Source organism: Lutibacter sp., assembly GCF_016342705.1.
Taxonomy (GTDB): domain Bacteria; phylum Bacteroidota; class Bacteroidia; order Flavobacteriales; family Flavobacteriaceae; genus Lutibacter.
On the sequence record NZ_JAEINV010000007.1, the window covers coordinates 197,817 to 218,380 of the forward strand.

Here is a 20,564-nt window from a genome sequence, read left to right on the forward strand (position 1 = left end):
TTTATTTGATGAATTTTTAATAAATTCAAAATTAATTAAAATAATGTTGGAAAAAGTTGAAAGGAGTCAATATTAATTTCATTTTCTAAGTATTCAATAGAATTTCCCTCATTATTTATATACGGTTTTAAAATTCTATGAATATCACTATTATCTTTTTGTGGAGAAATAATAGTTAAATAATCGTTGGCAGAAGTTAATTTATCAGCATCCTTAGTAAAACCAAATCCTTTATAAATACCGTTTAAAACTAGTACGTAAGCAGTTTCCTTTTTAGTTCTTCCGCTTTCTTTAATTACAAAATTTTTATTTTTGAATTGAATGGAATTTAAGGCTTTGTTCACTCTTTTATTATATGATGAAATTTCTTCTTCATCTCTGCAAACTCCTTTGCATTGCTTAATTTGGTAATGAAAACAAGTGCTTACATTGGTTTGTAAATGGCAATATTTTGGGCAAAGTTCAAAAGTTTCGCATAATTTTTCTAAAAAAATTCTGCATTCTGTTTCTGAATAAAATTTTTGAATTGGATTTGAAATTAATTTCAGTTTATTGGAAGCAATATGCATTATTCCATTTCTATCTTCATAACTAAAAATACCAACACTTTCGTTAGTTCTTCGTTGTGCTCGGTTAAATTTAGGGTATCTTTTTTTTATTTCAGAAGATTCTAATAATAAGGCAATTAATTCACTGCCAGTTTCTTCAAAAGTTATATTTGAAGTTTCTAAGCACATGGTGACTTCTTTTTTTGATTTATCGTAAAAATGGCTTGCTACTCGTTGTTTTATATTATTTGCTTTTCCAACATAAATAATTTCATCTTTATTATTTTTAAAATAGTAAATACCAGTTGAAGTTGGCAAGGCATCAAATACTTTTTTAGATAACATTGGAGGGAGCGTTGCTTGTTTGGAGCGCGGATTTAAAAATGAATTAAAAACTGTTTCATTTTCATCTAAATCAAGGAGTTTTTTAAATAAAATAGCAGTGGCTTCGGCATCTCCTTTTGCCCTATGTCGGTCTTTTATTTCAATATGTTGTGAAGTGCATAAAGCACCTAAACTGTATGATTTTAAACCCGGAATTAATTTTCTGGACAAACGTATGGTACACAGTTTTTTACGTTTAAAACTGAAACTTAAATCTTTAAATTCCTGTTGAATAATATTGTAATCAAAATTTACATTGTGCGCTACAAAAATGGTGTCTTTAGTAAATTCTTCAATTTTTTTTGCTATTTCAAAAAATTTTGGAGCATTGGCAACCATTTGATTGTTTATTCCAGTTAAATTGGTAATAAACGGAGGAATACTACATTGCGGATTTACAAGCGTTGTATATTCATCAATCACTTTTTTACCATTATGAATAAAAATAGAGATTTCTGTAATTTTTGAACTATGTCCTGTGGTTTCTATATCTATTATTGAGTACATTATTTTAAAGATTTCTCTAAGGCTTTTAGTTCAACGCCTAATTGATTAAGCATAGTGGCAATACTACTAATTTTTAATTCGTGCTCGTCATATTCCTGTGTATTAATGCTGCAGGTAAATTCCCATAATTCAAGAACTTCATTTGCAGGTACATAATAAGGATCGTACTTGCTGTTATCCGAAACTAAAAGGAGCATATTATGTTCTTCAATTTTATCAAAAACACGTTTGTAAACTATGCCGTCATTTAATGTGAGAATAATGTATGTTTTTCCATTTTTAAGTTGGCTAATACTTTCAATAAACCGAGCAACAATATAAGAACCACTTTTTACGGGTAGCATAGAATCTCCTTTTATTGGAAATGCTCTATGTGTTCCTGTAGGTAAAAATGGTAGTTTTATTTTAGCTAAGTGCTCTATATATTCGGGATCTGAATAGCCACGTAAATAACCAGCAGAAGCTTCTATTGGAACAATTTCAATCATTTCTTCATCTTGATCATTAATAGTAATTGGAAACAAAAGACGATCAGTACCAATTTTTAATAAGGTTACGTCTTTAACTTTGGTTAAATCATTTTTCACTAACATATCAATGCTAATTCCAAAATAATTAGAGAGTTCACTTAAAAAATCAATAGGGGGAACGGCTCTATTTTCTTCGTAAGAACTAATTCTTGAGCGAGAAACATTTAGATTATGAGCAAATTGCTCTTGGGTTTGTTCTTTTAAAGTACGTAAGTGCTTAATGTTGTTTGATAAATAATTCATACAGCTAAATTTGTAAACTTGTTTTGCTAAAATAATGAGCAATATAGAATTATTTTATGAAATATTAAAATATATTTAAAAATAAATCCCTGCTTTTTGAACAGGGATTTTGAAATTAATCGTATTTAGATTTTTTATCTCTTTTGGCTGCCTTTTTTTCTTTAGCAGTTTTAAGAGGCTCTTTTTTTACATTTTTTTTAGCATCTTGACTTTTTGCCATTGTTTAAAATTTTAAATGTTAACATTAAACTTATAAAGTAAAATTACTTATAATTTTTTTAATATAAAAAAATTATAGCAAACCAATGAAAATTAATGCGCTATTAGCATTTTAATTTTATAAGAGACTATAGTTTATGCTTTGGAAGTTGTATAAAAACTTTAGTTCCAGTAGTTTCTGTACTTTCTATTTTTATACTTCCATTATTTTTCTCTAAAAATTCTTTAGCTAATTTTAGACCAAGACCTGTTCCAGATTCATTATTTGTGCCTTTTGTACTTGTTTCAGTGTCAATATCAAAAATAGCCTTTAAATTTTTAGAAGCAATTCCAACACCAGTATCTTCAATACAAATTTCAATATTATTTTCTTTAATATTTTTTGATGTAATAGTTATTTGTCCATTATTGGGCGTAAATTTTATTGCATTAGATATTAAATTTCTAAAGACAGTCATAATCATATTATGATCGCAATAAACCGTTTCATCTTCTCCAATTTTTACAGAAACATTTAAATTTTTAATTTCAACACTATGTTTCATTAATAATTGAACGGAATTAATAATTTCATTTAATTTAAGTTGTTTAGGTTTAATTTTAATTGTTCCAGATTCGGAACGAGACCATTGTAATAAGTTTTCTAGTAAATTAAATGTTTGTTTAGAACTGTTTTGTAATTTCTTTAAAAATTCTTCCATTTTATCCGAAGGCATTTCTTTATGCCGATCTATAAGCATCTCAATCATTTGGTTGTAAGTGCCCAATGGACCTTTTAAATCGTGTGCTATAATTGAAAAAAATTTCGTTTTATTTCTGTTTAAAAGTTTTAATGTTTTGTTGTTAATTTTAATTTCTTTTTCTTCAACTTCTTTTAAAATTAATAATAAAATCATAGGAAACGAGAATGAACCAACCACAAGAAATAAATAAGATATTATTTGAACGTGATTATCAAAATTTAACGCTTCAAGAGCTTCTTTCAAATAAGCCCAAATACTTCTGTAAACAAATGTTGCACCAATGAATACACATAAGAAACTTACCAACTCTTGAATTTTTGTTTTATTCTTTTTGAAAAACAACATTAAACCTCCAGATATATAAAGAAAAGAAATAAAAACAGATATTATTACTATTCTATTTACTTCAGAAGATTTACTAAAAAGCATAAAAATGAGTGAAAATACAATAGGTATTATACTGTAATATTTAAATAGATTATTATTAAATTTTTGGTTGGCCTTAAGGATACAATAAAGATCCAAAAATACAGCAAAAATTAAAAAAACATTAGCTATTAATATGCTATAAAACCACGAAATATTGCCTCTTAATGCAAATAAAATCCACAATATTGCATACAATAATTTTGATATAATGAAAATGGTTAAAATTGGATTTTTTACTTTGTAAAAAATAACATATACGGATAAGAAAAAAATAATCAAATAATTTCCGAGGGAGAAAATGTAAAATAAAGTTTTAACATCTATATTCATGATGCAATAAATCTAATGATAGCAATTTAGTAAAATTAAAAATTAAAAAATACTAATTAGTACTTAAATTTATGTTTTTTTGGATTTAGTTTGTAACAATTGTTTCAGTTGACCAATGAAAAGGACTATTTAAATATTAATTAAAATAAAATACTAAATTTGTTAATTGTTAAAAAAAACAACTAATTAATATGTATAAGTTTATTATAAGTGTTCTGTTTATATCTTCATGTTTTTATGTAACTGCTCAAAATGTAATGACGCCAGAAATTTTATTACAATTAAATAAAGTTTCAGCAAAAGGTATTTCAAAAGATGGGAAAAGTATTGTTTACTCAGTATCTAAATACAATAATGATTTAAGTGGTTCCAACACAGTTTTTTATTCAATACCCATTGAAGGAGGAAAAGCAACAATTTTAAAAGACTACAAATCATTAATTTCAGATAAAAATGTATCTCCAAATGGAGCACATATCATTTCAACTTCTGAAGTAAAACTTCAAAATATTGCAGGATTAGATTTTTATAATGATGTACCAAAATCTAATGTTCAAATTTATGATGCACTAAACTACAGGCATTGGGATACATGGGAAAATGGAACTTTTAGTCATATTATGTTTAAATCAACCGGAAATGAAAACGCGGAACTTATTGATATTATGCCAAATGAACCTTATGATAGTCCAACAAAACCATTTGGAGGATCAGAAGATTATATTTGGAGTCCTGATAGTAAAAACATTTTATATGTTGCAAAAAAGCTTAAAGGAACTGAATATGCAATAAGTACAAATACAGATATTTACGAATATAATTTAGAATCAAAAATAACCAAAAACTTAACTGAAGAAAACAAAGGGTATGATATGCAACCTTCTTTTTCTTCAAAAGGACAATTGGCTTGGTTACAAATGAAAAGAGATGGTTACGAAGCGGATAAAAATGATATTATTGTAAAAATTAATAATGAATCGGTTAATTTAACAGCCAATTGGGATGAAACTGTTGATAGTTTTATTTGGCAAGACAAAGGTGAAAAAATTTACTTTATTGCTCCAACTTTTGGAACTATGCAGTTATTTGAAATTACCATTCCTACTTCAACAAAAAAAATAAGCAAACCAAAACAACTCACTGAAGGTCAGTTTGATGTAAGTGGAATTGTAGGGCAAGTTAATAATACAATGGTGGTGAGTAGAAGAGATATGAATCACGCAATTGAGTTATATTCTGTAGATTTAAAAACTGGTAAAATGAACCAGCTTACTCATGAAAATGATGAAATTTATAAGGGTCTTGATTTAAGTACTGTTGAAAAAAGAATGGTAAAAACTACGGATGGAAAAGATATGTTAACTTGGGTAATTTATCCTCCAAATTTTGATCCTTCAAAAAAATATCCAACAATTTTATATTGTAAAGGTGGTCCGCAAGGTCCGTTAAGTCAATCATATTCTTTTAGATGGAATTATCAATTAATGGCTGCAAACGGATATATTATTGTTGCTCCTAGCAGAAGAGGAATGAGTGGTTTTGGAGTGGAATGGAATGAACAAATTAGTAAAGATTATGGCGGACAAAATATGCAAGATTATTTGTCTGCAATTGATGATATTTCAAAAGAATCGTATGTAGATACTGATAGACTAGGAGCTGTAGGAGCGAGTTATGGAGGTTATTCGGTATTTTATTTGGCAGGAATGCACGAAGGAAGATTTAAAAGTTTTATAGCACACGATGGCATGTTTAATTTACGCAGTATGTACGGAACAACAGAAGAATTGTTTTTTGTAAATTGGGATTTAGGTGGTAATTATTGGGATACATCAAATGCTGCAGCTCAACAATCTTTTGAGAAATTTAATCCGGTTAATTATGTGGATAAATGGACAACGCCAATTTTAATTATTCAAGGAGGAAAAGATTATAGAGTGCCAGTTGGGCAAGGTTTAGAAGCTTTTCAGGCAGCGCAGTTAAAAGGAATTAAAAGCAAGTTATTGTATTTTCCAGAAGAAAATCATTGGGTTTTAGATCCTCAAAACAGTTTAGTTTGGCAACGCGAATTTTTTAAATGGTTAAAGGAAACCTTATAAATTAGTACTTTCCTTAGATTTTTTAATAATAGCTTTTAAACGCGCTTTGTGAGCAAGTTTAGCTTCTCGTAACTTATCTTTTTTTCGATTTATAAGTTTTGAGTGTAATGCTTTGTTTTCAGTATTTTTTGCGCGTCCTTTTTTAGCCATCTATATTTTTTTTGAATACATTTTAAGTTGCAAAGTTACACTATTCAAGTTTAGGAAACGTAATTAGCTTTTAAGGTCGTTTAAAACCGATTTTCTACCAATAGTTTTGGTAATAATATCGTTTTCAATATTCCAACTTCTGGCGGGAGAATATTCACGTCCGTAAAAAATGATTTGCAAATGCAATTTATTCCATAATTCTTTGGGAAATAAACGCTTCGCATCTTTTTCCGTTTGTACAACATTTTTACCATTGCTTAAATTCCATCGATACATTAAACGTTGAATGTGTGTATCCACAGGAAATGCAGGAACACCAAAAGCTTGGCTCATAACAACGCTAGCAGTTTTATGTCCAACTGCTGGTAATTCTTCTAAATCTTTAAAGTTTTGAGGAACTTTTCCGTGGTGTTTTTCAATTAAAATTTTTGACAACCCATAAATTCCTTTTGCTTTCATAGGTGATAAACCAACAGGTTTTATTATTTCTCTAATTTCTTCAACAGAAAGATGTATCATATCATACGGATTGTCCGCCTTTGCAAATAAAATGGGCGTAATTTTATTCACACCTTTATCGGTGCTTTGAGCAGACAATAAAACCGCAATTAACAAAGTGTACGGATCTTTATGATCTAACGGAATTGGAACTTCAGGATATAAATTTTCAAGTGTATCAATTACAAATTGAACTTTTTCTTTTTTTGTCATATTAATTTTAAGGTATAATGTTGTAAATATACAAAGTTTAAAAAGGTTTTAAAATATATAAAAAATGTAATTAGTTTTATTGTTTTACACTTAGTATATTTGATATAATATGCTATTTGATTAAAAATCTATGAATAAGATAATATATGCAATTGTATTAATTATAATAATTAATGGTTGCAAAGAAGTTAAATAGAACAACTACTACTCTGTAAAAGGAAAAATAGAAAATTTTAAAGGAACTATTTATTTAAAAAAGGCAATTGATAGTGAATATTATCTAAATAATGTAATTAAAGATATTGCTGTTGTAAAAGACGGGGAATTTGAATTTAAAATAAGTAAAAAAAACGCAATTCCATTACCATTTTATATTGAAACTGATAAAACAAGAACTTTTCGTTTTTTATTAGAACCCGAAAATCAACAAATAATAATTGATAGTTTATATTACAATGTTTCTCCGAAAATAATCTATAAAAATTCAACAATTCTAAATGAAGAATTAATTTTAAAAGAAAGAAGAGCATTAGCCTTAAACGAATTTAAAGCTGAATTCGAGAAAATTCAAAGCCCTAATTTTTCGAAAGATTCCATTGAAAAATTTGCATTTAATGCTAGAAAAAAATTGAATGAGCAATCATATTTAACAATTACAAATTTTATTAAAGACTACCCAAATTCATATGTAGGTTTTTGGGAAATCGCCATAAGTATTAGTTATAATGGATATAATGAGGAGCTTGAAAATGCATACAATAATCTTTCCGTTAAAATAAAACAATCAGAAGTTGCTAAAGTCTTTGAAAATAATATTACTAATGCGAAAACATTGAAAATAGGCAGTTATTTTCCCAAAATAAAATTGAAAAATAAAGGGTTAAAGGAAGTTGAATTTATTACTAAGAAAAATTCAAGTCCGAACTATACTCTCATTGATTTTTGGTTTAGCTATTGTGGCCCTTGTATTGCGCAATTTCCAAAATTGAAGAAGTTACATGCAGAGTATAATTCAAATCAATTAAAAATTATTAGTATTTCAACGGATAAAACTAAAAATATTGATAATTGGTATAAAGTAATGGAAAAACATACTATACCTTGGTTAAATTTATTAGATGAAAATGGAGTAAAAACTACAGGATTAGGAGTAAATTCTTTTCCAACAAACTACCTTTTAAATAAAGAAGGTATTATTCTAAAAAAGAATATTTCATTAGTTGAATTAGAAGAACTTTTAAAAGAAGTTGAATAGAAATTTAAAAAAAAATATTTCTGCAATAAAAAATAAATTCCATGAAATTAAAAAGCTTATTACTAATATTTCTAGCTATATTATTAGTTAATTTTTCAAAAAATGTCAAAAAAGGAATAGACTATGTTATTATTTCTGGCAAAATTGAAGATGTAAATATTGATAGTCTAATGATATATGATAAAGATTTTAAGCCTATCCAAACAATTCATCTTTCAAACGACTTAACTTTCATTGATACATTGTTTATTGCAAAAGGTTATTACTATTTGGGAGATTTTAAAACGTCGCCAAAATTATTATTTTTAAAACCATCATATAATTTAAAGACTAACATATTTTCAAATGATGATGGATTCTCAATATCATTTGAAGGAAATGGAAGTGAAGAAAACAATTATTTGCAAGAGAAAGAAAAGAATAATATAAAATTAAAGCCAGTAATAAATTATAAATATTACATGAGTCTTAATGAAAAGGATTTTTTAAAATTATCTGACTCCATTAATAGTGAAAAAACAAATTTTTTAAATAGCTATATTAAGCTAGATAGTGATTTCAAATATTTTGAATCCTTTTCTTTAAAATTTGAAAACAGTCAGTTTATTGATAGCTATTCTAAATGGAAAGGAGAATTTATTGGGGATAAAAGTTTAAGTGTTTCAAAAGATTTTCCAAATCCATTTTTAAATTATGATATTTCAAATGAAAAAATGTTACCACACCCAAAATATTTAGTTTCAATTCTTTTAACTTTATCTAACAAACATCATTTAAATATTGGATTCCAAAATATTAATTTAGAATATTTACAAATTATAGATGATGAAATTAAAAGTCAGATTATAAAAGATAAATTGATTTATGAGCATGTAAATCAAGGGATTAGCCAAACTAAAGAATTAGATAGTGTGTATACTAAATTCATGTTAATAGTAAAAAATCAAGAATTTCGAGATGATATAAATACCAATTATTTAAACCTTAAAAAAATATCTAAAGGAATTGTATCTCCAACTTTTGAGTTATATGATATTAATAACCATTTAGTTACTCTTGAAAGTTTGAGAGGTAAATTAGTTTATGTTGATATTTGGGGAACTTGGTGTTTTCCTTGCATACAAGAAATTCCTTCTTTAAAAATAATTGAAAAAGAATTTAGAGATGAGGATATCTATTTTGTAAGTATTTGTGTAAGAGACAAAAAAGAAAGATTTGAAAAATTTGTACAAGAAAAAGAACTTTTTGGAATTCAGCTTTTTGCACCAGATGCTGATATTTCTTTTTTTAAAGAATATCAATTGAAAACTGTTCCAAGATATATACTAATTGATAAAACAGGAAGAATAATTGATGCAAATGCTTATAAACCCTCAGATCCGAAACTGAAAGAAAAAATATTGGAAAATTTATAATATGGATTACAGCAATTCATATAAAAAATTGCTTAAATCAATAAAAGAGAAATTTATAACAAAAATAAATTAATTTTAAACAAGGAAAATTGCGTTTTCAAACTTGCAATTTTTCATATACTATTACCAATGAAAAGCATTAAATTTATGAAAATAATATTTACTCTATTTTGTATTTTTCTTTTAGGTTTAAAAGCCTCTTTTGGTCAAAAGGTATCAGATGAAGGATTGCAAATTTATTGGAAAAAAATGCAAAATATTGAAGGGGGAAAAGAGTTGTCATATTCAGAATTAATGGAAATATGGAATTCCCCAGGTTATAATTATTATAGTAACCAAAATGCTTATCAAGACACCTATAATAAATATTATAATTTAGTTTATCTCCCAAACCTGCAAGATTCTCTTCAAAATAGATTAAAAAATAATGAGAATGCTAGTTTTAGTTTTTATATCATTAGGTATTTAAATGAAGCAAAGCAAAAAAAAATAGAATTAGAAAGATTTATTCAAAATTTAAAAGCATCCAATATTATTAATAAAGGAAATATTCAAGCATTTAAATATCTGCCTAAAATATCTAAATCACAAAATGATAACATACTAATTGCTTTTACTTTAATTAAGCCCGATTCACAAACTATTGCAGAAGAAAATCTTATTCTTATCGACCTTCTAAGTGCTTATAAACTTGGAAATGACTTTGATAAACTTTTAGGACATGAATTACATCATCTTTATGTAATAAAATATTTTTCTAAATTAAAAAAGGTGGATAAATATCCAGATTTAATATACAGTATTCACAAATTAAGCCTTGAAGGAATTGCAGATTTAATAGATAAAAATGATATTCTAATAAAAGAAGGTAAAAGTGATGATGAAAAAGAATATTGTAAATATTATAATGAATCAAAAAATCGTTTTCAAAAAATGGATTCTTTAATCCTAGAGATTGTTGATGATGAATCAATATTTAATTTTAATGGGAGAAAAATTATTAATTTATTTCCTTTTGGAGGACATCCCAATGGATTATATATGGCACATCTTATTGAGAGTGAATATGGTAAAAAGGGAATCTTAAAATGTTTGAGTAATCCTTTTATTTTTATTCAGATGTACAATGAAGCTTCAAAACAAAATCCAAAAAAATATTATGTTTTTTCTGATGTAACAATGAATTATCTTAAGAAACTTGAATTAGAATGGATAGAGAATAAAAAAATGTTACTACATTAAAAATTGCGATTTCAAATTCGTAACTTTTTATGAACTATACCATTACTTGCAATTAAAAAACAATTCTATGAAAAATATATTATTTCTGATTTTAACAATTACATTATTTAGCTGTAAATCTGATAAGCAAAATAAAGAGAAAGAGTTTATTGATAGTCCAATCCAAAATGATTCCATAGTCGTTATAGATCCTGAAGAATTAAATGAAGATTTAAAAAAGACTACAATAGATACAATTGAAGTTAGCAATTAAAATGTTATCTTCTTTAAACCTGATGAAACTAAATATGATACACTATTAAAAAACTGGTGGGAACTAAGGATTAAAAGGAATTAAAAAATATAGAGAATGCGTTATAAAATTCACAATTTTCGTTATATTAAAACATAAATTTAAAAAATTAATCATGAATACATTAAAAGTAGGAGATAAGGCACCAAATTTTGAAGCATTAGACCAAGATGGAAACACAATAAAACTTTCAGATTATAAAGGAAAAAAACTAGTGTTGTTTTTTTACCCAAAAGCTAGTACGCCAGGTTGTACCATGGAAGCTTGTAATTTAAGAGATAATTATCATACTTTTTTAGCTAAAGGTTATGACGTTTTAGGAGTAAGTGCTGATTCTGCTAAACGACAACAAAATTTTATTGCAAAAAATGAATTGCCATTTCCTTTATTGGCTGATGAAGATAAAATTGTAATTAATGCTTTTGGTGTTTGGGGACTAAAAAAGTTTATGGGACGAGAATTTGACGGAATTCATAGATTTACGTTTATTATTAATGAACAAGGAATTATTGAAGAAGTAATTTCAAAAGTGAAAACAAAAGAGCATACCGCTCAAATTTTAGGTTAATTAAAACTTAGCATCAAATTTTATATTAAAAACACGTTGAGTCATATAATTTGGAATGCCGTAAAAGCGTTTTGAATAGACATCGCGCACCCAAGTATTTGTAATAGAGTTTTGCACATCAAACATATTAAAAATCTCAATTCCGGCAGAAAATTCTTTGAAATTTTTAAACAAACCGGAGTTGTTAGTATGTTGTGCGTCTTTAAATACATATGAAATTCCAATATCGGCTCTTTTATAAGAATTTAATCGGTTTTGGTAATCGTATGAATTTGTGTACGATGGAGATCCGCCAGGTAAACCAGAATTGAAAACCAAATTTAAATACATTTTAATATTTGGAATATTTGGTACATAATCTTGAAATAACATTGCAAACTTAAAACGCTGGTCGGTTGGACGCGCAATATATCCTTGATTATTGTAATTTTCTTCGGTTTTTAAAAATCCCAAACTAATCCAGCTTTCTGTTCCAGGAACAAATTCACCATTTAAACGAAGATCTAAGCCTGTAGCGTACCCTTTTGCATTGTTGTCCGCTACATATCTAACTTTAACATTATCAACTGTGTATGAGTTGATATTTGTTAGGTTTTTGTAATATATTTCTGAAACCAATTTAAAAGGACGTTCCCATAATTTAAAGCTATAATCATTACCAAAAACTACTTGTAACGATTTTTGAGTTTTAACATCCGAAACAATTTCACCTTTAAAATTTCTCAATTCTTTATAAAAAGGAGGTTGGTTGTACATTCCACCAGAAATTCTAAACAACATATCTTTTTTCCAAGCTGGTTTTATTGAAAATTGCCCCCGTAAACTGTAAATTATCTGATTGGAAGTTTCAATATCAGTACCATTTACGTTCCAATTATGTGCGCGGCCACCAAAGTTGTACCATATTTTATGGTTATTCCAATTGGTTTTTTTACTGTATTGAGCGTAATAAACCAATCTGTCTATAGTTATGTGATTTTGTGTATTTGTTGTTTGATAGGGCGTTAATTCTCCAGTAAAAGGCTCGTAAGGTTGATTGTTAGAAACCGTTAACGGAGGTCTAACGCTAAAACCTAAAGAATCTATAACTTCCCATTCTTTAATTCTATCTTTTATATCTTCGTTTTGAAATTTTATACCAAAATCTATTTGATAATCATTTTTTTTGAAGGAACCGCTAAATTCAGAATTTACAATTAACGCATCTAAATCATTTCTGGAGTGATTTAATTGTGAGCCAATTCCTTCAGAAAATTCTACATCACCAAAATTATCAGAACCAAAATCGTTATTTACTTCACCAATATTATAGCTTGCCAAAATATCGTAATATTCTTCTTCAATAGTGTGATATGTAGATGTTACTAAATTTAAATTTAAGTTAGAATTTACTTTATAACTTCCTTTTAGAGCGCCAAAAACCGTTTTAAATTTATCTTTTTCTTGTCCATTATAAAATACAATAAGTTCTAAAGGATCCGAAATTGTTCCAAATTTTGTTCTTCTGGTTGTTGGTGTATAGTTGTAATTATTTAACGAAAAATTACCTAAAAAATCAATATTTAATTTAGAATTTACTTCATAGGACAAATATGTTTGAGCATCGGTAAAATTAGGATTTGAGTTTGTTTTAATGTCTTTACTGTTAATAAACAAGCTATTATCTCTATATCTAACACCTAACAACGCTTTTAATTTATTGTTTAACATGGTGCCTTCTAATGAGATATTTCCGCCTAACAAACTGGCATTTACAGACGCAGCAAATTCTGTTGGAGTTTTGTAGGTAATATCTAAAACAGAAGAAAGTTTATCGCCATATTTTGCTTGAAATCCACCAGCAGAAAATTTAATATCATGCACTAAATTTGGATTTACAAAACTTAATCCTTCTTGTTGCCCAGATCTTATTAAAAATGGTCTATATACTTCAATTCCATTTACATACACTAGGTTTTCATCAAAATTACCACCTCTCACATTGTATTGAGTACTTAATTCATTATTGTTATTTACGCCGGGAAGCGTCATTAAAATATTTTCAATTCCTTGGTTTGCTCCCGGAATTTTAATTACATCAGCAGGATTTATTTTTATGGTTCCCTGAGCATTTCTTTTATAATCTTTTACAATAACTTCATCAATTTCTTCTACCTTAATTTCTAAAATGGGGTAATATCTAAAAGTTTTGTTTTTTGGAATTTTAATATTTTTTTGAAGAGTTTTATAAGAAACGTGACTAAAAATTACAGCTATTTCTATTTCAGTAGGAACCTTTAGGCTATATTCACCATTCATATCGGAGATGGTTCCATTATTTAGGTAAGAAACGGCAACACCTTCTATTGGTTCTTTATTGGTGTTTTTTATAACACCTTTTATAACACCATTTTGGGCATTTAAAATAAATGTGAAAAGGAATACTAAAATAGGGGTGATCTTTTTAAACATGTTTTATTTTTTTCTGTAGAATGTAGCTTCTAAAGTGCTTAAATTTCCAACATTATCTATCACAACAATTTTAAGATTATGTTTTGCTTCGGTGTAGGTTATATCTTTAAAATCATACGTTAAAAGTCCGGTGGTAACATCATATTCCATTAAAATCCATTTACCATCAATTTCACATCTAAAAGATTTTACCCCTGTTTCTCTATCTAATATTTTAACCTTTATATTGTTATGGTTAGATAACCATTGATCATTTTTAAAATTATACAATGATATTATAGGCTTTTCATAATCAGTAAGTAATGTAAATTCACCTAACTTTTTAATTGAAGTATAAAAAGTGTTACTTTTTTTAATGGTTGTTTCATAACTTTTCCTTCCTTTTTCTGAAATGGAAGCAATATATAATTGATTTTTTTCTGCTTCGCTATATTTTGAAACATCAAAAGTAAGGGTATAATTATTTGCTAATGGAACAATAGGAGTATGCACTTTTACGATATTATTTTTTACTTCAAAATTCAAATAAAAGTCATTAAAAAAAGTATTTTTAGGAAAAGCTACTTTGGCAAATTCATTTGTAAACTCATTAAACTCTTCACTTTTAATTTTATATGGAGTAGCAGTTTCTTGTTTTTTTGCAATAATATTTTCTTTTTTACCCGTAATAGGAATGGTTATTTTTTGTTCATTCCCTTTAAAATCTTTTGCAACTATTTCAATAGTATAATTTAAACCATCTTCTATAGTTACTATTCCATTATTTAAAGAGTTTTTGGTTAAGCTCAAATTATTTTTATGTTGATTAAAACATTTTTGAATTCGTTGGTTTAACAGTTGATATCGTTTGTAATCAATTAAAATGTTAATAAGATTTGATTCGTAAAAAGCAAATTCATCCGCTTTAAATTCATGAACTTTTTGTCCGTTTACAAATAGCTCTAAGCTATATATTCCATTTTTATTTGTAGCATCATCTAACTGATCATAAGCATTTATACCAAAACCAATTTTACCGTAAGCATAAATTTTATTGGCAATTAAATTACCGTTGGCATCTTTCACTAAGGTTAGTTGAGTTGGTTCATTAATTTGGTTTATTTGTGAAACACTATCTAAAGAATACCCAATTACGGTATTTAAAGTTGGTTTTTTTGAGTCGCTAATGCTTATTCCAAAAAAGAAAGGGTTAATGGTTCTTTCTGTTTTTGAATCTCTTATTTCAAAGTGTAAGTGCGGTCCCATAAATCCACCTGTTCGCCCACTATACGCAATAAGTTCTTTTTTAGAAACTGGTAATTCATCTTTTGAAGGATACACTTCTACTTCAAAATTTTCTATTTTATACTGCTCTTTTTTAATATAGTTTTCAATTCTATCACTAAATTTTTGCAAGTGTGCATACACCGTTGTATAACCATTTGGGTGCGTAATATAAATTGCTTTTCCAAATCCCCAAAGAGATACTTTTATTCTTGAAATATAACCTTCAGCACTCGAAAAAACTTCTATTCCTTCACGTTGTTTTGTCTTTATATCAATACCTGAATGAAAATGGTTAGACCTTAATTCTCCAAATGTACCCGATAAAACTAATGGGATATCCATTGGATTTGAAAAGTAATTGGTTGGATACGAATTGTTTATTGAAATATCCCCTTGCGAAAAGCAAAAAGAAGCGTAAATTAAAAATGATATAAAGATTATTTTTTTCACAAAAATTGTTTTGGCTAAAATAATAAAATTAATAGTTGTTAATTATGAAATATTCAAGCATTTATAAAATAAATCATTACTTTTTTATAAAATGAATAAAAACAGTTGTAATATTAATATACTAATGCTAACTTTGTATTTAATAGTTTAGTTACTTTAGCCAAATGAGTAGTATAACACAAGTTGTTAATTTAGTTGAAGATAAACTCAAAATTCTTTTAGAAAATTACACTTTTTTAAAAGAAGAAAATGAGTTATTGTACAAGAAAATAGCAGGATTAGAAACTCAAATTGTTAAAGAAAAGCAAAATTTTAATGAAATTGAAAAACAATATCAATTATTAAAGATTGCTAAAACTATTGAGGGCAGTAAAGAAGATTCAAGAGAAACAAAACTCAAAATAAACGCTTTAATTCGTGAAATTGATGCTTGTATAGTTCAATTAAGTGAATAAGATCTTTTAAGAAATGACAGAAGCTTTAAAAATAAAAGTAACCATTGCTGGTAGAGTGTATCCTATTAAAGTGAATAGTGCACATGAAGAAGAAGGTATGAGAAAAGCAGCAAAAAAAATTAATGACTTGGTTACCAAATTTGAAAAGAATTACTCAGTAAGTGATAAACAGGATGTTTTAGCCATGTGTGCATTACAATTTGCATCACTTTTAGAAATAAATGCCATTACAAAAGAGGTTGATTTAAATGAAGCAACAGAAAAATTAAATAAATTAAATGCTGTAATTGATGAGCATTTAGCAAAATAAGTTCTTTAAAATATTAATTAATAATACTGCCTACATTAGTAATTGTTTGTTAAACTCAACATTAGATCTTTATAAAGGATGAGTCTAAATTGTAAGAGCATGCCGTCTTAGAGCGGATCCTCAACCAGTTTGTTAGTCCTAAACTTGTATATAAGGAGTTTACAATACCTCACTGATGTAGGTTTTTTTATATATATACATTTCAAAAATTATGGATAATTACATAGTACCGATTATTATAGGTATCGCAATAGGGTTAACAATAGGTTATATAGTAGCTAAAGTTTTAGAAAAAACCAAAGCCACCCAAATTATAAAAAATACTAAAAAGGAAGCTTTAACCATTATAAAAGAGGCTAAAATTGAAGCTGAGGCCATTAAAAAAGATAAAATATTACAAGCCAAAGAAAAATTTATTGAGCTAAAATCTGAACATGAGAAAGTAATTATTGGCCGTGATAAAAAAATGGCTGATACTGAAAAACGCATTAGAGATAAAGAATCTATAGTATCTCAAGAGTTAGATAAAAACAAAAAGCTGAATAATGAAATTGAAGCTAAAATTTTAGATTATGATGCTAAAATTGAATATTTAGAGCGCAGAACAGATGAAATAGATAAATTGCATAGAAAACAAGTAGAAAATTTAGAAGTAATTTCTGGTTTGTCTGCTGATGATGCTAAAAAAGAGTTAGTAACTTCATTAAAAGAAGAAGCTAAATCTGATGCTATGGCTTTTATTCAAGAAACAATAGAAGAATCTAAATTAACAGCACAACAAGAAGCTCGTAAGGTTATTTTAAATACTATTCAACGTGTTGGAGTAGAGCAAACTGTAGAAAATTGTGTTTCAGTATTTAATATTGAATCTGATGATGTGAAGGGTAGAATTATTGGTAGAGAAGGACGTAATATTCGTGCTTTAGAAGCCGAAACAGGTGTTGAAATTATTGTAGACGACACTCCAGAAGCAATTATTTTATCTTGTTTTGATCCTGTTAGAAGAGAAATTGCACGTTTATCATTACATAATTTAGTGACTGACGGGCGTATTCACCCAGCTAGAATTGAAGAAGTTGTAAAAAAGACAGAAAAACAAATTCAACAAGAAATTATTGAAATTGGTAAACGTACCGTAATAGATTTAGGAATTCACGGATTACATCCTGAATTAATTAAAACTATTGGACGTATGAAATACCGTTCATCTTATGGACAGAACTTATTACAACACTCACGTGAAGTGGCAAACCTTTGTGGAATTATGGCTGCTGAGTTAGGTTTAAATGCGAAACTTGCTAAACGTGCTGGTTTATTGCACGATATAGGTAAAGTTCCTGAAACAGAAAGTGAATTACCTCACGCATTATTAGGAATGCAATGGGCTGAAAAATATAATGAGAATGCAGAAGTTTGTAATGCCATTGGAGCTCACCATGATGAAATTGAAATGAAATATTTAATTGCACCAATTGTGCAAGTATGTGATGCTATTTCTGGAGCTAGACCAGGTGCGCGTCGTCAAATATTAGATTCTTACATTCAACGTTTAAAAGATTTAGAAGATATTGCTTTTGGATTTACAGGAGTTCAAAAAGCATACGCAATACAAGCAGGTAGAGAACTACGTGTTATTGTAGAAAGCGAAAAAGTAAGCGATTCTAAAGCAGGAGAACTTTCTTTTAGCATCTCTCAAAAAATTCAAAATGATATGACGTATCCAGGTCAGGTTCGTGTAACGGTAATTAGAGAAACACGAGCGGTAAATATTGCTAAATAGCAATTTATTGTTAAAATAAATTAAATTGAAAAATCTCACTTTAGTGAGATTTTTTTTGTTTAAAACTTCTTGTTTAGATTTATTTTCTCGGGTGAAAAGTATTTAATACATCTTTTAAAAAGCTTTTATCTAAATGCATATAAATTTCGGTAGTGGTAATGCTTTCGTGTCCTAACATTTGTTGTATAGCTCTTAAATCAGCGCCACGCTCTAATAAATGAGTTGCAAAAGAATGTCTAAAAGTATGTGGACTAATTTTCTTTTTTATTCCTACTTTTATGGCTAAATTTTTTATAATTGTAAAAATCATAACTCTTGTTAAATTTTTTCCTCTTCGGTTTAAAAAAATAGTGTCTTCATATTTTTTTTGAATATTTAAATGAACACGAATAGCATTGATGTAAAATAGAATGTATTTTTGGGTTTGTGTATTTATAGGAACAAATCGTTCTTTGTTTCCTTTTCCTAAAACACGAATAAAACCTTCTTCAAAAAATAAATCAGACAGCTTTAAATTTATAAGTTCAGAAACTCGCAAACCACAACTATAAAGTGTTTCTAAAATAGTTCTGTTTCTTTCGCCTTGCGGTTCACTTAAATCAATGGCATGTATTAAAATATCAATTTCTTCTAAAGAAAGGGTGTCAGGTAATTTTCTTCCAATTTTTGGCGACTCAATTAAATCCATCGGATTTTCTTTTCTATAATCTTCAAAAACTAAATAATCAAAAAAGTTTCGTAATCCTGAAATTAATCGCGACTGTGAACGCGCATTAATTGATTTTGAAGCGGTATAAATAAATTCCTGAATATCATCATTATTTATTAAAATAGGGGAAACGGATAGGTTATTTTCTTCTAAATATAAGATTAACTTTTTTACATCTCGGGCATAACTTTCTATGGAGTTTTTAGCTAACCCTTTTTCAATTTTTAAGTAAAACTGGTAATCGTTTAAAATATCTAACCATTTCATAATGTAAATATATGGTTAAAATTGTTTTTTGTTTAAAATAATTTAGTGGGATACTTTTATTGATTTTAAGTATATTAGTTGAACAAAATTTTAAAAAATTATGAAAAAATATATTTTAAGTTTACTGATAATGGGTTTAGCATTAAATGCTGAATTTTTAAATGCACAAAGTTTAAACCAATTTGGAATTAAAGCGGGTGTAAATATGATGGGAATCCATTCAAAGTTAGATGAAACATCGTCTACAGCCAATAAAACTGGCTTTTTTTTAGGTGTATTTATGGAGTTTATTAAAACTGTAGATTTTTCTATTCAACCAGAAATTAATTATTCTTCTACCGATAATTTGGTAAATGACAATATTAGTTTATTGCATATTCCAATTTTACTAAAATATAAATTGGGTAATAAGTTTGAAATTTATGGAGGGCCAGAATCACAGTTTTTATTAAAAGTAAGTAATACAAATATTAAAAATGATAACTATAAAAAGTTTATTTTAGCAGCTGATTTGGGGGCGAGTTTTCTAATTTCTGAAAATTTATCACTTGATGCACGGTATAATTTGGCACTTTCTAAATATATAGACTATGGCTATAATTCCTATAAAAAATTAAATTTTATTCAAATAGGATTGGCTTATAAATTTGATAATTAAAGAAACATATCAGAAAGAATTGTTTTACTTTTGAAAAAAGACATTTAGAAATTATTTTATGAAAATTTGTATATTAAACGGACCAAATTTAAACCTTTTAGGAAAAAGAGAACCAGCAATATATGGTAGTTTAACTTTTGAAGAATTTTTTAATACTTTAAAAGAGAAATATTCAACTATTGAGTTACATTATTTTCAAAGTAATGTTGAAGGAGAATTGATAAATAAACTACATGAAGTTGGTTTTAGTTTTGATGGAATTATTTTAAATGCGGGAGCTTATACGCATACGTCGGTAGCAATTGGCGATGCTATTAAAGGAATTGAAACTCCAGTTATTGAAGTTCATATATCTAATGTGCATTCAAGAGAAGATTTTAGACATATTTCATTTATTGCACCAAATGCAAAAGGTGTAATAGCGGGATTTGGATTGCAAAGTTATGAGCTAGCTTTAAAGAGTTTTTTATAAGTGCAAAACTGTCCCGTCCTAAAATAAGTTGACACAAAATCAACTTATTATGTATTATTCAGAGAAACCGCTTAAGAAGCG

The 20,564-nt window shown here is 27.3% G+C and carries 19 protein-coding genes, 1 other RNA gene and 1 pseudogene; 13 read left to right on the top strand and 8 right to left on the bottom strand.

Annotated elements, in window-relative coordinates; genetic code table 11:
- Positions 1-35: 35 nt before the first annotated feature.
- From JEY78_RS08875 to JEY78_RS08885, 3 genes are all read right to left on the bottom strand, one after another.
- Positions 36-1,439 carry an exonuclease domain-containing protein gene (locus JEY78_RS08875; RefSeq protein ID WP_291849747.1) on the bottom strand — a complete coding sequence of 468 codons (1,404 nt, stop codon included), beginning with the start codon at positions 1,437-1,439 and terminating at the stop codon, positions 36-38.
- The gene (locus tag JEY78_RS08880) at positions 1,439-2,212 is read right to left on the bottom strand and encodes a LexA family transcriptional regulator (RefSeq protein WP_291849750.1); all 774 of its coding nucleotides are present in this window, start codon (positions 2,210-2,212) and stop codon (positions 1,439-1,441) included. The genes JEY78_RS08875 and JEY78_RS08880 overlap by 1 nt, the downstream gene beginning before the upstream one ends.
- A gap of 347 nt (positions 2,213-2,559) precedes the next feature.
- Entirely contained in the window at positions 2,560-3,603 is a 1,044-nt protein-coding gene (locus tag JEY78_RS08885) for a HAMP domain-containing sensor histidine kinase (RefSeq protein WP_291849753.1), read from the bottom strand.
- A gap of 521 nt (positions 3,604-4,124) precedes the next feature.
- On the opposite strand from JEY78_RS08885, the gene JEY78_RS08890 reads away from it, so the two are divergent.
- Positions 4,125-6,032 carry a S9 family peptidase gene (locus JEY78_RS08890; RefSeq protein WP_291849756.1) on the top strand — a complete coding sequence of 636 codons (1,908 nt, stop codon included), beginning with the start codon at positions 4,125-4,127 and terminating at the stop codon, positions 6,030-6,032.
- Here the strand turns inward: JEY78_RS08890 and JEY78_RS08895 are convergent.
- Entirely contained in the window at positions 6,027-6,182 is a 156-nt protein-coding gene (locus tag JEY78_RS08895) for a hypothetical protein (protein ID WP_291849759.1), read from the bottom strand. The genes JEY78_RS08890 and JEY78_RS08895 overlap by 6 nt on opposite strands.
- 63 nt (positions 6,183-6,245) lie before the next feature.
- The gene (gene nth, locus JEY78_RS08900; RefSeq protein WP_291849761.1) at positions 6,246-6,893 is read right to left on the bottom strand and encodes an endonuclease III; all 648 of its coding nucleotides are present in this window, start codon (positions 6,891-6,893) and stop codon (positions 6,246-6,248) included.
- Positions 6,894-7,110: 217 nt separating this feature from the next.
- Between nth and JEY78_RS15785 the strand changes: the two are divergent.
- From JEY78_RS15785 to bcp, 6 genes and pseudogenes are all read left to right on the top strand, one after another.
- Positions 7,111-7,332: pseudogene (locus JEY78_RS15785) on the top strand (DUF4369 domain-containing protein); the annotation flags it as partial.
- A gap of 189 nt (positions 7,333-7,521) precedes the next feature.
- Positions 7,522-8,148 carry a TlpA disulfide reductase family protein gene (locus JEY78_RS08905; RefSeq protein ID WP_291849764.1) on the top strand — a complete coding sequence of 209 codons (627 nt, stop codon included), beginning with the start codon at positions 7,522-7,524 and terminating at the stop codon, positions 8,146-8,148.
- A 41-nt stretch (positions 8,149-8,189) separates the two neighbouring features.
- Positions 8,190-9,563, top strand: coding sequence for a TlpA disulfide reductase family protein (locus tag JEY78_RS08910; protein ID WP_291849768.1), 1,374 nt, complete (start codon positions 8,190-8,192; stop codon positions 9,561-9,563).
- A gap of 147 nt (positions 9,564-9,710) precedes the next feature.
- Entirely contained in the window at positions 9,711-10,805 is a 1,095-nt protein-coding gene (locus tag JEY78_RS08915) for a DUF5700 domain-containing putative Zn-dependent protease (RefSeq protein WP_291849771.1), read from the top strand.
- Positions 10,806-10,872: 67 nt separating this feature from the next.
- The gene (locus tag JEY78_RS08920) at positions 10,873-11,058 is read left to right on the top strand and encodes a hypothetical protein (RefSeq protein WP_291849774.1); all 186 of its coding nucleotides are present in this window, start codon (positions 10,873-10,875) and stop codon (positions 11,056-11,058) included.
- A 154-nt stretch (positions 11,059-11,212) separates the two neighbouring features.
- Complete coding sequence (bcp, locus tag JEY78_RS08925) at positions 11,213-11,665, top strand: thioredoxin-dependent thiol peroxidase (protein WP_291849777.1); 453 nt, start codon at positions 11,213-11,215, stop codon at positions 11,663-11,665.
- Here bcp and JEY78_RS08930 read toward each other — a convergent pair whose 3' ends face one another.
- The gene (locus tag JEY78_RS08930) at positions 11,666-14,116 is read right to left on the bottom strand and encodes a TonB-dependent receptor (protein WP_291849779.1); all 2,451 of its coding nucleotides are present in this window, start codon (positions 14,114-14,116) and stop codon (positions 11,666-11,668) included.
- Positions 14,117-14,119: 3 nt separating this feature from the next.
- The gene (locus JEY78_RS08935) at positions 14,120-15,832 is read right to left on the bottom strand and encodes a M23 family metallopeptidase (protein WP_291849782.1); all 1,713 of its coding nucleotides are present in this window, start codon (positions 15,830-15,832) and stop codon (positions 14,120-14,122) included.
- Positions 15,833-15,996: 164 nt separating this feature from the next.
- Between JEY78_RS08935 and JEY78_RS08940 the strand changes: the two genes are divergently transcribed.
- The 4 genes from JEY78_RS08940 to rny all read left to right on the top strand — a co-directional run bounded on the left by JEY78_RS08940 (position 15,997) and on the right by rny (position 18,377).
- Positions 15,997-16,287 (top strand): hypothetical protein, encoded by a 291-nt coding sequence (locus tag JEY78_RS08940; protein ID WP_291849785.1) that lies wholly within the window; start codon positions 15,997-15,999, stop codon positions 16,285-16,287.
- 13 nt (positions 16,288-16,300) lie between these two features.
- The gene (locus JEY78_RS08945; RefSeq protein ID WP_291849788.1) at positions 16,301-16,597 is read left to right on the top strand and encodes a cell division protein ZapA; all 297 of its coding nucleotides are present in this window, start codon (positions 16,301-16,303) and stop codon (positions 16,595-16,597) included.
- Between the two features lie 53 nt (positions 16,598-16,650).
- Positions 16,651-16,758, top strand: a non-coding RNA gene (gene ssrS / locus JEY78_RS08950) — 6S RNA.
- Between the two features lie 50 nt (positions 16,759-16,808).
- Positions 16,809-18,377, top strand: coding sequence for a ribonuclease Y (rny, locus tag JEY78_RS08955; protein WP_291849791.1), 1,569 nt, complete (start codon positions 16,809-16,811; stop codon positions 18,375-18,377).
- A gap of 79 nt (positions 18,378-18,456) precedes the next feature.
- Here the strand turns inward: rny and xerD are convergent, their stop codons facing one another.
- Positions 18,457-19,353, bottom strand: a complete 897-nt coding sequence (gene xerD / locus JEY78_RS08960; protein WP_291849794.1) for a site-specific tyrosine recombinase XerD — start codon at positions 19,351-19,353, stop codon at positions 18,457-18,459.
- Positions 19,354-19,453: 100 nt separating this feature from the next.
- Between xerD and JEY78_RS08965 the strand changes: the two genes are divergently transcribed.
- Positions 19,454-20,011, top strand: coding sequence for a porin family protein (locus tag JEY78_RS08965; RefSeq protein WP_291849797.1), 558 nt, complete (start codon positions 19,454-19,456; stop codon positions 20,009-20,011).
- Positions 20,012-20,069: 58 nt separating this feature from the next.
- Positions 20,070-20,483 (top strand): type II 3-dehydroquinate dehydratase, encoded by a 414-nt coding sequence (aroQ, locus tag JEY78_RS08970; protein WP_291849799.1) that lies wholly within the window; start codon positions 20,070-20,072, stop codon positions 20,481-20,483.
- Positions 20,484-20,564 lie beyond the last annotated feature (81 nt).